8 protein-coding genes are annotated in these 13,555 nt (G+C 58.9%); 3 read left to right on the top strand and 5 right to left on the bottom strand.

Annotated features, from left to right (window positions below; translation table 11 throughout):
- Nucleotides 1–3: 3 nt before the first annotated feature.
- Together purF and MHK00_RS05400 are read right to left on the bottom strand one after the other, a co-directional pair.
- A complete protein-coding gene (purF, locus tag MHK00_RS05395) occupies nucleotides 4–1,500 on the bottom strand; it encodes an amidophosphoribosyltransferase (protein ID WP_005325804.1) in 1,497 nt (498 codons plus the stop codon).
- Nucleotides 1,501–1,510: 10 nt separating this feature from the next.
- Nucleotides 1,511–1,915: a sterol carrier family protein gene (locus MHK00_RS05400; RefSeq protein WP_250410777.1), complete on the bottom strand. Its 405-nt coding sequence runs from the start codon at nucleotides 1,913–1,915 to the stop codon at nucleotides 1,511–1,513.
- A 33-nt stretch (nucleotides 1,916–1,948) separates the two neighbouring features.
- Here MHK00_RS05400 and MHK00_RS05405 point away from each other — a divergent pair, with 33 nt between their 5' ends.
- Entirely contained in the window at nucleotides 1,949–2,959 is a 1,011-nt protein-coding gene (locus MHK00_RS05405) for an acyl-CoA thioesterase (RefSeq protein WP_250410778.1), read from the top strand.
- A 133-nt stretch (nucleotides 2,960–3,092) separates the two neighbouring features.
- Complete coding sequence (locus tag MHK00_RS05410) at nucleotides 3,093–4,256, top strand: asparaginase (protein ID WP_250410779.1); 1,164 nt, start codon at nucleotides 3,093–3,095, stop codon at nucleotides 4,254–4,256.
- Here MHK00_RS05410 and trhA read toward each other — a convergent pair.
- Together trhA and MHK00_RS05420 are read right to left on the bottom strand one after the other, a co-directional pair.
- Nucleotides 4,253–4,915, bottom strand: coding sequence for a PAQR family membrane homeostasis protein TrhA (gene trhA / locus MHK00_RS05415; RefSeq protein WP_250410835.1), 663 nt, complete (start codon nucleotides 4,913–4,915; stop codon nucleotides 4,253–4,255). The genes MHK00_RS05410 and trhA overlap by 4 nt on opposite strands.
- Before the next feature lie 169 nt (nucleotides 4,916–5,084).
- Nucleotides 5,085–10,088 carry a DEAD/DEAH box helicase gene (locus tag MHK00_RS05420; protein WP_250410780.1) on the bottom strand — a complete coding sequence of 1,668 codons (5,004 nt, stop codon included), beginning with the start codon at nucleotides 10,086–10,088 and terminating at the stop codon, nucleotides 5,085–5,087.
- Nucleotides 10,089–10,178: 90 nt separating this feature from the next.
- On the opposite strand from MHK00_RS05420, the gene MHK00_RS05425 reads away from it, so the two are divergent.
- The gene (locus tag MHK00_RS05425; RefSeq protein WP_250409050.1) at nucleotides 10,179–11,150 is read left to right on the top strand and encodes a GIY-YIG nuclease family protein; all 972 of its coding nucleotides are present in this window, start codon (nucleotides 10,179–10,181) and stop codon (nucleotides 11,148–11,150) included.
- An 83-nt stretch (nucleotides 11,151–11,233) separates the two neighbouring features.
- Here MHK00_RS05425 and purL read toward each other — a convergent pair whose 3' ends face one another.
- On the bottom strand, nucleotides 11,234–13,543 hold the full coding sequence (gene purL, locus MHK00_RS05430; RefSeq protein ID WP_250410781.1) for a phosphoribosylformylglycinamidine synthase subunit PurL: 2,310 nt from the start codon (nucleotides 13,541–13,543) through the stop codon (nucleotides 11,234–11,236).
- Nucleotides 13,544–13,555: the final 12 nt, after the last annotated feature.

The following is a 13,555-nucleotide window of genomic DNA, read 5'->3' on the forward strand; positions in this document are numbered from 1 at the left end:
TTGTTATTCGGTGCCGAGCAGGGTGCGCACGGCGTCTGCATTGGAGTTTCCGGCGGGCAGGCCAAGCGGGTACTCGCCCGAGAAGCAGGCGGTGCACAGCTCGGAACGGGGCTGTTCGGTGGCGGCCACCATCTCCTCGATGGAGACAAAGCCCAGGGAATCGGCGCCGATGGTGTCACAAATAGTGGCGCAGACGGTTTCCGGATCGTCGGAGGGGCTGGCGTTAGCGATCAGCTCGCCCGGGGAGGCGAAGTCGATGCCGTAGAAGCACGGCCACTTCACTGGCGGGGAGGCGATGCGCACGTGCACCTCGGCGGCGCCGGCCTCGCGCAGCATGCGGATGAGCGCGCGCTGGGTATTGCCGCGGACGATGGAATCATCCACCACGACGAGCTTCTTGCCGTTGATGACTTCACGCAGCGGGTTGAGCTTCAAGCGGATGCCCAGCTGGCGCAGGGTTTGGGTGGGCTGGATGAAGGTGCGGCCCACATAAGCGTTCTTGACCAAGCCGTGGGCGAAGGTGATGCCGGATTCGCGGGCATAGCCCACGGCGGCCGGATTGCCGGATTCGGGAACCGGGATGACCAGGTCCGCGCCCTCGGCCGGGTACTCACGGGCCAAGCGGCGGCCGATGTCCACGCGGGAGGCGTTGACGGAACGGCCTTTGATATCGCTATCCGGGCGGGCCAAGTAGACGTACTCGAAGACACAGCCGTGGCGCTTGGCCGGCGCGAAGTTCACGGAACGGATGCCGGCCTCATCGATGGCGACGAGCTCGCCGGGTTCAATCTCGCGGATGAACTGAGCGCCGCAGATATCGAGCGCACAGGTCTCGGAGGCCACCACCCAGCCTTTGGCCAAGCGGCCGAGGACCAGCGGGCGCACGCCGTGCGGGTCGCGCGCGGCGTACATGGTGTGACCATCGGTAAAGGTTAGGCAGAATGCGCCCTTCACGCGCGGGAGGAAGTCACGGGCGGAGTCGAAGACGGAGGTGTCTTCATCCACGCCGTCAGCAAGCAGCATAGACAAGCACATGGAGTCAGATACGGACTCCTCATGGGGCTTAATCAAGCCGCGCTGCACGGCTTCTTCGCGCAGCTCCAGGTAGTTGATCAGGTTGCCGTTGTGTCCAAGGGCGATGTCTACCCCAGTGGAGGAGGTAGAAAACATCGGCTGGACATTGGACCATTCCTTGCCGCCGGCGGTGGAATAGCGCGTGTGGCCCACCGCTACGTTTCCTTGGAGGGCGGACAGGGTGGACTCATCAAAGATATTGGCCACCAGGCCCATATCCTTGAAGACGACGATGCGGTCATCATCGCCCACCGCAATGCCGGCAGCCTCCTGGCCACGGTGCTGCAGGGCGAAGAGACCAAAATAGGTCAGCTTGGAGACTTCCTCCCCGGGAGCCCAAACGCCATAGACGCCGCATTCTTCGCGGGGCTCCTGCTCATTCTGATCGTCGAGATTGGTGATACTAGGAGTATGTACTTCTACCACGGCGTTTATATTAGCCTGTCGCGCCGCCGGAAACTAACGGAATAAGCGGCAACCACTGCGCAATTTCGCCCGCGCGGGAGCCGGAAGCATCGACGCGACCAGTGTTTACGGCCTCTTCCCAGTCCGCCAATCCGGTGGCAAGGCGCAGCCAGGTTTCCGGGTCGGTCTCCACCACATTGGGTGGGGTGCCGCGGGTATGGCGGGGTCCTTCAATGCATTGCACCGCAACAAATGGGGGTACGCGCAGTTCCACGGAATGGCCCGGCGCGTCGGCCTCGAGGGTGCGGGCGGTGCAACGGACGGCGTCGGCAAGCAGGGCCCTACCTGGCTTATCATGCTCCGCCGGGGCGGCAATCCAGTCTTTGATGGCCATGACGGCCGCGCGGGTGACAGCGGGATCGACGGGCTTTTTCATAGCTACATCATAACTACTGTTATCTTGTTGTTTATGTCACCTACGCCTTCCGTTGCGGAAAATCAGAAATCGCCGGCGCTGACGCTGCGCTTTATGGCATCGCCAACCGACGTCACCATGGCCGGCGCCACCGGCATCAGCGGTGGCCGCGTTCTGGAATGGATTGACAAGGCGGCCTATGCCTGCGCCGTGCAGTGGTCCGGCCAGTACTGCGTGACCGCATACGTGGGCCATATCCACTTCACCCGGCCGATCCCTTCCGGGCACATCGTGGAGGTGCGCTCCCGCATCGCCATGACCGGCCGTTCCTCCATGCACATCGTCAACGAAGTGCTCTCTGCCGACCCGCGCGAAGGCATTTTTACCCGCGCCTGCGATTGCCTGGTCATCTTCGTAGCCAAGGACCCTGCCACCGGCAAGTCCACCCCGGTGCCGCCCTTCGTTCCGGAGACCGATGAGCAGCGCCGCGTCGAGGAGGCCGCCAAGTCCCGCATTGAGCTGCGCCAGGCCATCGAGGCGGAGATGGAAAAGCAAACCTACAACGGGCCTTCCGACGCCCCGCGCATGGTCAACCGCTTCCTGGCCAAGCCCACCGACGTCAACTGGGGCGGCAAGGTCCACGGCGGCACGGCTATGCAGTGGATCGATGAGGCCGGTGCAGCTTGCACCATGGAGTGGTCCGCGGAGCGCACCGTAGCCGTCTATGCCGGCGGCATCCGCTTCTACCGCCCGATTTCCATCGGTGACCTCATCGAGGTCGACGCCCGCATGATGCGCACCGATACCCGCTCCATGCAGATGTCCATCCACGTCCGCTCCGGCAACCCGCGCGGCGGCCGCGATAACCTGCAAACCGCCATCCATGCCACAGTGGCCTATATCGCCCTGGACCACGATGGCCAGCCGCAGGTAGCCCGCCCCTTCCACCCGCACACCGAGGAAGACAAGCGCCTGGCCGAGCACGCCACCGTGCTGCGCGAGCTGCGTGCCAAGTACTCGCCAAAGCCTTTGGTGGTAGCGCCGACAAATCAGCACATCGATTAACTGCTCTCCCCTCGTTTCGGTGTTAGCAAGTCCATAGTGGCAGCGGCCGACCCGTCTTTCTGCTTTAGATGGATTTATACGCGGACGACGTTTCCTGCCGTCTGCGCTTATATCCACACAGAAACGAGGGAATATGCACACCCCAACGTTGCGCCGCTCGGCCCGCGCCGGCCTCGCCCTAGCCGCTTCCGCTTGTCTCTTGGCGTCCTGCCAGAATCCGGATAACCGCCCGGAAGAGGAGACTTCGGCCGCCGCACCCGTGTCTTCCGCGCCGCAGAGCGCCACCAGTTCCGCGCTAGCAACCTCAGAGGAAACCACCGAAACCGCCACAACGGAAAGCGAGGGTCCACGCGCCACCGCCGAGGGCCACGTGGTGGTCCTTTCTACCGGCGGCACTATCGCCAGCACGCACGATAAGACAGGTGCGGTGGTTCCCACCGTTACCGGCTCCAAGCTGGTGGAGCCCCTTTCCGGCACCTTTGACCAGGACAAGCTCACGTTAGAGGTCAAAGACATTGCCAAGCTGGATTCTTCCGCGATGACCTTGGACGATACCGATACCATCATCGAGGCCGTAAATAAGGAACTACAGCGCGATGATGTCGATGGCGTAGTGGTCACCCACGGCACCGATTCCATGGAAGAGACCGCCATCGCCGTCGATACCTTCCAGGACAGCGATAAGCCGGTAGCCCTTACCGGAGCGATGCGCCCCTTTGATGACCCGGATCCGGATGGTCCGGACAACCTAGCACTAGCGATCACAACCGTCACCGATGCCGCCAACCAGGGCCGCGGTACCTTCATCGCCTTCGCGGATCACGTCATCCCGGCCCGTGGTGCTTTCAAGTCCGACACCACCAAAGCCGATGGCTTTGCCAATAACAATGGCAAGAAGCAGCCTCAGCGCCCGAAGGCCCTGAAGTTTAAGCCGCTGGGCAATACCCGCGTCGATATCATCGCCGCCTACCCCGGCGCGCCGGCCGATCTTATCCAGCGCTCCTTGGACAGCGGCGCCGAAGGCATCGTGATTGAAGGAATGGGAGCCGGCAATATCGGCGACGAGCTAGCCCAGGCCGCTAAGGCCGCGGCCAAGAAGGTTCCGGTTGTGCTCACCACCCGCGTGGATCACGGCCCAGTGGAGGGCATCTACGGCGGCGCCGGTGGCGGTGCCACGCTTGCCGACGCCGGCGTTATCTCCTCTGGCACCCTGCGCGCTCCCCAAGCACGCATGCTGCTAGCTGCTGCGATCAGCACCGACACCGATCCCGCGAAGCTCTTCCCCGACGCCGACTAAGCAGCCCCCTGAACCACGACCATCCACACCGCCACGAGGTGTACCACCGCAGCCGCGATAGTCGCGGTGTGGAAGTGCTCGTGGTAGCCGTAGTAGCGCGCGTTGCGCCCTGGCCACTTAAAGCCATAGACCAGCGCACCTAGCGAGTACACCACGCCGCCGGCAAAAAGCAGCCAGACCACAGCGGCCCCCGCCTGCGTCCACAGCGTGGGCAAGAGCGGCAGCACCAGCCATCCCAGCGCTAGGTAGACCACCACATCTAACCAGCGCGGATGGCTAATCCACACCAGGTTCAAAATCACGCCGAGAATCGCTCCTGCCCAGGCAACGCCTAGCATCCACGCCGCTTGCACTGGCGACAGCACGATGAGGCACAACGGCGTATACGTCGCCGCAATAAATACCGAGATGGTCGCATGGTCCGCTCGCCGCCACCACTGCACGGCACGCGCGCTCGCCCACGGGTAGCGGTGGTAGAGCGCCGAGACGCCAAAGAGACCCACCAGTCCCACGCCGTAGACGGTCACACCTAGCCCCTGCCACCACTGCAGCGTCATCCACGCATAGGTAATGAGCACGGTGGAGGCAATCACCGACAGCAATGCTGCAATCGCATGTCCCCAGCCGCGGCTCAGCGGCCTTGGTCCGCGGTCCGCCATCCAGTAAGTGCGCTGGACAAGGCCCGGCCCCGGCGCACTATCCGCATGAATCTGTGCCACGAGGTACTTCCCTTCTGCTAGCCGCAACGAACCCGAACAAGAAACCTACGATACCGTAAGTCTACGGACGTGGCCGGAGGGCTTCAAGGAAAATCGCCTCGAAATGCTGCTAACTTTCCACAGCAGAACCTTCCTCTGCCAGCCCATCAACAATGCGTACCGTCTCCATCGCCACACGCGTGACCTTGCCAATTAACTCCACGATGTAGCGCGGATTGCCCACCTCATCGGCCCAATCGTTCGGGTCATTAACAATACCGGAGGCCTTATCTTTCTTGACTTGATAGCGGTCAATCAGCCACGCCACCGCAGAGCGCGAGCCCAACATGTACTCATCCGCCTCCGCAGGAATACCAGCGATGGTCACCTGCTTGTTGTAGATCAGCTTGGTCACGTCATTGACGTTTTTGCCAGTCTCTGGGTCCTTGCGCTTGGCCCACTTCATCTTGACCACGCGCCACGTCTCACGGTCAGACTCATCACCCTTGACCTGAATATCCAGCGGCCACGGATCCACGGACTCGTAATCCACGTGCAAGTCCATTAATTCTTTACCAGCCGCAACAAACTTATCGAACTCCGCACGCGTCATCGGCGTCTCAATATGCGGCAGCGTCTTCTTCAAGTCAGCCGCATATTTCGTGCGGTAGACAGGGTCATGCAACTTGCCGTAGACAAAGTGGAAAATGTCATCACCCGTGATGTCAGCACCCAACGCATCGCGATAGAGAGCCTTAATTTCATCAGTGATGTTGTCCACGCGGACGTAGCCGTCGACGACCTCACCAATCGAGCCGTAGATGCTGGCCTCACCCTGCTTGACGACGTCCCCCTCACCAAACAGCCCACCATCGTAGGCCGAAACGGCGGCCCAGGTGAAGCGGGGGAAATACTGGCTAGCAGTGAACACGTTCAAATCCGGAAGCAGAGTTGTTGCCAACAGACTGCCCGCAACGTTTGGATAAGGTCCTGCAATTGAGAGCCCGATGTTGCTGTGTATTGGAGTCGGAAACATTGAAGGGAGTTGTGAACGTTCGTGATTCAACAACCTGTCGTAGTAAACATGCTGTGAACAAAATGGCCGGTAGAGACTTTTTACAATCCTGCCAGTATCAAAATCAAATTTTGTATTTCGGTAGACAGAATTCCGCAGCGAACGGCTCCACTTAATCCGACTAGCGTCAGCAAAAGCAGGATTGAACTGCAAGAAATCTGCAACCAGTGACTCCCCTTTTCCATCGCCTAGCAATTCTTGCTTATGAAATTCGGATCGCGCCTGTTCATATACGCGCCCGAAAGCTAGAAGTTGTTCTTCAAGTTGCAGCTTGTTGAATGAATAGACCCATGTATCTCTACCTGTCTCCAAACCACGGGTAAAAGACCCAAAAATCGTTGTTGATGAGGCTTTCTTCTCGCCTAACACTGGCCAAGTCTCGAACTCTTCCGATCGCTGATTCAGCCAGTCACCCTCTTTATTTGGTGTAATGGATTGCCAGTCAATGGTTTCAATTGAGGAAGAGTCGACGACGCCAAGCTTCTCCTCGGCGGTAAGATAGTCGCCGATGTCACGGTAGTGCAGCTCAAAGCCTGACTTTGTTGGATCTTTAACACCGACCGTTATGGCTACAGTACTGCGGGAACCAGATCCGAAGACTTTGCCGCCTTCCTTTCGTGATTGCTCACCTGCGGTACGTTGGTTCCCGCGAAGGTTAAACACATAAAGGTCGGTGAAATCCTCGGCCATCGATAAGCGCACGCCGTCGCCAGTGTTGCCGTCTATCCATCCGCCATTGGACACGAAGGCTACTACGCCTTGGTCACCGATGCGGTCGGTGGCCCACCTAAAAGCACGCAGGTATGAGTCGTACAAGGAGTTCTTATTGGTGGCTGTGGATTTCTCCGCATAGGTTTCCGCAATCCGCTTGTCCAGGCTCGGATATTTTTGGTTGGCGTTCAGGTCATTGGCGGACTTTTGACCGGCAGAATATGGCGGGTTGCCAATAACTACGTTGATGGGTGCATTCTTTTGGCGCTCGATGGTGGCATTGTTTTCGCGGAAGACGTTGAGATCCGGAATGTCACCGTCTTCGTGGATTTGGAAGGTATCGGCCAGAGCGATGTTGGTAAAAGGTACGTAGTCCGGAATTGGTTCCCCGTTGCGGAGAGCTGCTTCCTCACGCAGGGCGTTGTAGGTGGTCTCAATATTGACGGCGGAGACGTAGTAAGCCAGCAGCATGATTTCGGTGGCAAAAAGCTCGTTGGCATATTTGCGCGCGAGGTCCTCCGGCTTGATGAGGCCCGATTGCAGCAAGCGGACCATAAACGTTGAAGTGCCCGCGAAGGGATCAAGGATGCTTACGCCTTCATCGCTCAGGCCCCTACCGAAGTGTTTCTTGGATACGTCGTCAGCGGCGCGCAGGATGAAGTCAACGATTTCGACTGGGGTGTAGACGATGCCGAGCGCCTCAGCTTGTTTCTTGAAGGCCTTGCGGAAGAAGCGCTCGTACAGTTCCTTAATCACCTGCTGCTTACCGGAAGCGGAGGTCACCTCAGAAGCACGCACGCGCACGGACTCATAGAATTTCTCCAAAGACTCTGTTTCCGTGTCGAGGTTGGCCTTGGACAGAGCGTTAACCATTTTCTCCATCACCTGTGCCACGGGGTTATGGGTGATGAAGTCATGGTTTTCAAACAACGCGTTAAATACCGGTGCGGTGATGAGATGCTGCGAGAGCATCGAGATAGCATCGTCGTCGGTGATGCCATCGTTGAGGTTATTGCGTAGGCCTTCAACAAAGTCATCAAATTCTTGGCGCAGTGTGCCATCCGCACCTTCCAGCAGGGATTTAATGCGGGCGATCTGATTCTCCGCGATGGTGGCCACGTCATCGGCCCAATCTTCCCAGTAGGTGCGAGTGCCGACCTTATCCACCAACTTGGTATAGATAGCCTCTTGCCATTGCTCTAACGAGAACAATGCAATCTGCTGTGTCATAGCCGTGGCATCGTCGAACGCCTCAGGGGACTTGGTGCTATCTACCCCATCAAGCTTTTCTTTATCGCTTTTCTCTTTGTCACCAGACACGTGGTTGACATCAATGGGCAGTTCATCTTGCGCATTCGTTCCGTTAAGCGCAATCGAATTCACCTTGGCGTTAAAGCGATCATCGTGGGCACGCAGCGCGTTAAGGATCTGCCACACCACCTTGAAGCGCTGATTATCGTCAAGCGCTTCCGAAGGCGAAATATTCGGTGGCACCGCCACCGGCAAGATGATGTAACCGTAATCCTTGCCCGCAGATTTACGCATTACGCGACCAACGGACTGGACCACGTCCACCATAGAATTGCGTGGGTTAAAAAATACAACCGCATCCAACGCCGGCACATCCACGCCCTCGGACAGGCAGCGGGCGTTGGTAAGCATACGGCTTTCGTGTTCACCTGCCGGGGATTCGATCCAGGAAAGCTTGGTGCCTCGCTCCATGGCGTTCATACCACCATCAACGTGCTGTGCAGCAACGCGCAGATCAACGTTGGTCAAGGAGACATCGTTCAGCACTGCCTTATCCTTGAGCAGCTCTTGGTGGGTGGCAATGAGCGAAGGATACGTATCAGCGATGAGCTGTGAGGTCTTAATGTCCTTGGCAAAGGCCACAGCGCGCTGCATAGACTGGGCGTTTTCCTCAAAGCCGCCTTTCTTGCCCTGCAATTCACCAGAGCGCTTGGCCAAACCATTCCAAGCACCGATCATCGCCGAAGCCGTGGTGAGGTTTATCTGGTTGTCGTCGCTGCGAGCCATCGCTTCCGCGGCCACGGACTCATCGACCGTCATGACAAGAACTTTGTAATCAGTCAATAAGCCCTTATCCACCGCCTCCCCAAAGCCAAGGCGGTAGAACTCAGGACCGTAAATGCCCTCATCATCCATGGAGGTCAGCTCGGCGGAGTGCTCAGCGGCCTTGCCCTTTACCGCGTCATCATAAAGCCTTGGCGTGGCAGTCATGTAGAGACGCTTAGAAGCCCTGATGTAGTCAGCATCGTGGATGCGTACAAAGTTGCTGGCGTCTTCACCAGCCAAGGTGATGCCGGTGGTGCGGTGGGCCTCATCGCAGATGACCAAATCAAAATCATCTAGCCCTTGCTGCTGCGCTTCATGGACCGCCGGCAAGGACTGGTACGTAGAAAAGACGATATTGAGGCCCTTAGCGCGCTTGCCAGAAGCAAAGCGCTGCGTAATCTCCTCACCGTCTGTAGATACAGGAACCTCGAGGTCATAGACCGCAATGTCTTCCGCCTTCTTTGAGACCTTGGAGTCCGAGCACACCGCGAAGGCACGCATGTCTAGGCGGCCTTGAGCGGTCCACTCCTTTAGTGTCTGCGACAACAAGGAGATGGAGGGAACGAGGAACAGAATGCGGGCTTTACCACCATTCTCTTCGGCGACGCGCTCCGCCAAGCGCAGCGCGGTGAAGGTCTTTCCGGTACCGCAGGCCATGATGAGCTTGCCGCGGTCATGGGTTTCAAATCCCTCAATGGCTTTATCAATGGCCGTTTGCTGGTGCGGGCGCGGTTCGAAGGTTTCGCGCTGTGAAAGGTTGATTTGAATATTTTTGTCCCGAACCTCAGAGCCTGGGAACGCCACATCCCAGTTGATCGGGGACTCGGCAATGGTAGAAATTCCGATGCGGCTGGTGGGAATCATCTGGTTGGCCAACGCCGCTTCCGCATGTGAAGACCAATGATCCGTGGTGGAGATAATCATACGGCTGCCAAAGTATTCGCTGCCGTTTTCGGTCTCAAAGGAATGCCCTGAGGCCTCAAAGAAGGAATCGAGGTGGGATTTCTGGATACGCGCATTCGAAGCATAGAACTTGCACTGGATGGCCATCCACGTGCCGTCATCTACGCGGTGAGCAACTAAGTCAATTCCCGTATCCGCCTTGCCGCCGTTATAGCGCCAATCAACCCAGCGGGTGACCTCATCGAACTGCGCTTTCAGCGTGGGATCGGTCTTGAAATAGTTGACCATTAGCTTTTCAAAAGCTATGCCATACTTCGCCTTTGGTTGGTTTTCGCGCAGTTGATCCAGTACTTCAGAGAACTTTGACATACCAGTATTGTGCCTGAATTCTTTTGCACTCATGACCAAGACTTGGCAAAAATTAGGTCGGCTACTTAAGGATGTTCAAGGAGTTGGATTATGGACACACTGCGATTCAAACGATGGAACTTTACGTCGGATCTAGCTCCCTCTGCGGTGCTGTCCTTGAAGAACGAATGCGGCATCTACGTGCTGGAATTCGCCAACGGCGAGCAATACGTTGGACAAACAATTCACTTCCCTATCCGCCTTGCCAAACACCGGAGAACCTACCCGGATATTATCGCCATCAACTTCGCTGAGGTTGCTGCAAAGGACTTGAATATGGCGGAATATGGCGAAATTCAACGGCGGCGTAGATCCGGAATTCTCCTGCGCAATAAAACGCTCCTGGCACAGCCTTTGGGCGATTCACCTTTGGACGATCTCATCGACCAGCAAGAGCAAGCGGCATGGCTCGACGTTGCAGCAACCGATGACGAAGAAATCCACATCGGAGACAGGGCCGAAGTGGCTCGCGGACGCACCCTATCCAATAAGAATTTTGATCAGCTGCAGCAGCAACCTCACTTCGAAGAAGCGCTCAATTCTCTTGCTGCATACGTAGCCTATGTCATTCCCTACCCGCACCTGACCGAAAAGAAGACCTGGACTGTCACCGCCATGCCTTCAACCAACCGGCGCCCAACGGACAAACGCGTGGCCGCCCTTAGCGTCAATAACGTGGAAATGATCTACCTAAGACTCGTGCGTGGTTACCAGGACGGAGAATGGACGCCCGTCGCCACTCTCAATGTGGCCGATTCTTACCAGCCGCCCCTATATATGCGTGATTTTGTGTACCGGGGTAGCTATCGCTCAGCTGGTCCCGTCAAGGCCATAATCATGGACGAATTCCTCATCAAGGAATTCTTGATGGATGATGCCATCTTGCTCGCGGCACGCGAGCTTGCTTTGGGCCAGATGCGCAAAGGAACCACGATGTTTTCGAAGTATCACAATGATGCGCTCTCGGATGCCATCTTTGAGCGCATCGACCAGTGGATTGACGAGAATAACGGGCTCCACTAAGTGGCCTTGCGCAGAAGAAAAGCCCAGCCGAAGCTGGGCTTTTCGTGTTTTCACGTCATTGTGCGACGGGAATGAGCAGCGGTTTACTCCACCACGGAGTTAGCACCCACCGCGTGGTCAAAGAGGTCCGGCAGAGTGGCGGACCAGGCGGAGACCAGCTGGGAGATGGCGACGGACTCGCCGCCGAGGGTAAGTGCTCCGGTTTCTGTGGTCTCGCCAACGATGGCAGCTGGGATGCCCAGCTCGCCGGCGCGGGCGAGGACCTGATCGGCGTGGTCGGCGGTGGTGGCCACGAGCACGCGGGAGGCGGACTCGGAGAAGGCGGCGACGAACTCGTCCTCGTGGACCGCGGTGAGGTCTAGGTTGAGGCCGAGGCCGGCGCCGTCGGCAGTAGCACCGGCGCGCTTTGCCATCTCAAAGGCGGTGACGGCAAGGCCGCCCTCGGAGATATCGTGTGCGGCGGTGAGCAGCTCATTGCCGTGGAAGAACTCGGCCAAGCGCTTCTCGTTGGCCATGTCTACCTGCGGCGGCAGACCATTGAGGGAGGAAGCATCGGAGGTATCGGCGCTGACCTGCTGCCAGATGGAACCGCCGAACTCATCCTTGGTCTCACCCAGGGCGATGAGCACTTCCTTCTCGCCCACGGTGCCGAGCTCGTTGCCGATGGCCTTGTGCACGTCATCGATAACGCCCAGCACGCCCACCACTGGGGTAGGCAGGATCGGCTCTTCGCCGGTCTGGTTGTAGAAGGAGACGTTGCCGCCGGAGACGGGGATGGAAAGCTCCACGGCGGCGTCGGCAAGCCCATGCACAGACTCGCGGAACTGCCACATAACGTCGGGGTTCTCCGGGGAGCCGTAGTTCAGGCAGTTGGTGATCGCCACGGGCTTGGCACCGGTGACGGCGACGTTGCGGTAGGCCTCCGCCAGCGCGAGGCGGGCGCCCATGTTCGGATCCAGCTTGGTGTAGCGGCCGGAAGCATCGGCAGAAACGGCCACGCCGCGGCCGGTCTCCTCATCGATGCGCAGCACGCCGGCGTCCGCATGGTGGGACTGGACGGTATTGCCGCGCACGTAGCGGTCATACTGGTTCATGATGAAATCGCGCGAGCACAGCGCCGGGGAGGACACGAGCTTCTGCAGGGCCTCAACCAGGCCACGCTTGTCGGTGCCCTGGTACTTCTGCAGCTCGTCCTGCCACTCCGGGCGGGCATACGGACGGTCATACTCCGGAGCCTCATCCGCAATGGTGCCGGCCGGGGCATCCACGACGACCTCGCCCTGGTGGCGGATGACCAGGTGGTTACCCTCGGTGACCTCACCAATCTCAGCACAGGTGACGTCCCAGTGCTCGCAGATTTCGCGGAACTTCGCCACGTTCTCCGGAGCCACAACGGCGCACATGCGCTCCTGAGACTCGGAGGCGAGGATCTCGGCCGCGGTCATGTCCTTCGCGCGCAGCGGTACATTATCGAGGTTGACTTCCATGCCGCCATCGCCGGAGGCAGCAAGCTCCGAGGTGGCGCAGGCCAGACCCGCGCCGCCCAAGTCCTGGATTCCTACGACCACGCCGGCGTGGTAGAGGTCCAGGCAGCACTCGATGAGGACCTTCTCCGCAAAGGGGTCGCCCACCTGCACGGCCGGCAGCTTGCGCTCGGCGCCATCCTCGAAGGTATCGGAGGCCAGCACGGACACGCCGCCGATGCCATCCAGGCCGGTGCGGGAGCCGAAGAGCATGACCTTGTTGCCCTTGCCAGATGCAAAGGCCAGCTTGAGGTCATCGACCTTGAGGGTGCCCACGCACAGGGCGTTGACCAGTGGGTTACCGGCATAGGTCTCATCAAAGACGGTTTCGCCACCAATATTGGGCAGGCCCAGGGAGTTGCCGTAGCCACCCACGCCGGAGACCACGCCGGGAAGGACGCGCTTGGTATCGGGGGCGTCGGCAGGCCCAAAGCGCAGCTGGTCCATCACGGCAATCGGGCGAGCGCCCATGGCCATAATGTCGCGGACGATGCCGCCCACGCCGGTGGCCGCACCCTGGTAAGGCTCCACGTAGGAAGGGTGGTTGTGGGACTCCACACGGAAGGTCACCGCGTTGCCGTCTCCGATATCCACCACGCCGGCGTTCTCACCGATGCCAGCGAGGATCTTCTCCCCCATCTCCTCGGTCATGGTCTCACCAAAGTAACGCAGGTGCGTCTTGGAAGACTTATAGGAGCAGTGCTCGGACCACATGACGGAGTACATGGTCAGCTCCGCATCGGTGGGGCGACGGCCTAGGATATCGTGGATGCGCTGGTACTCGTCGTCCTTCAGGCCGAGCTCCGCGTAGGGCTGCTGCTCGTCCGGGGTGGACTGCGCCTTTTCTACGGTGTCATTATGAACGGTCATGAAAATGGCCTC

Source organism: Corynebacterium tuberculostearicum, from assembly GCF_022347385.1.
Classification (GTDB): domain Bacteria; phylum Actinomycetota; class Actinomycetes; order Mycobacteriales; family Mycobacteriaceae; genus Corynebacterium; species Corynebacterium tuberculostearicum_M.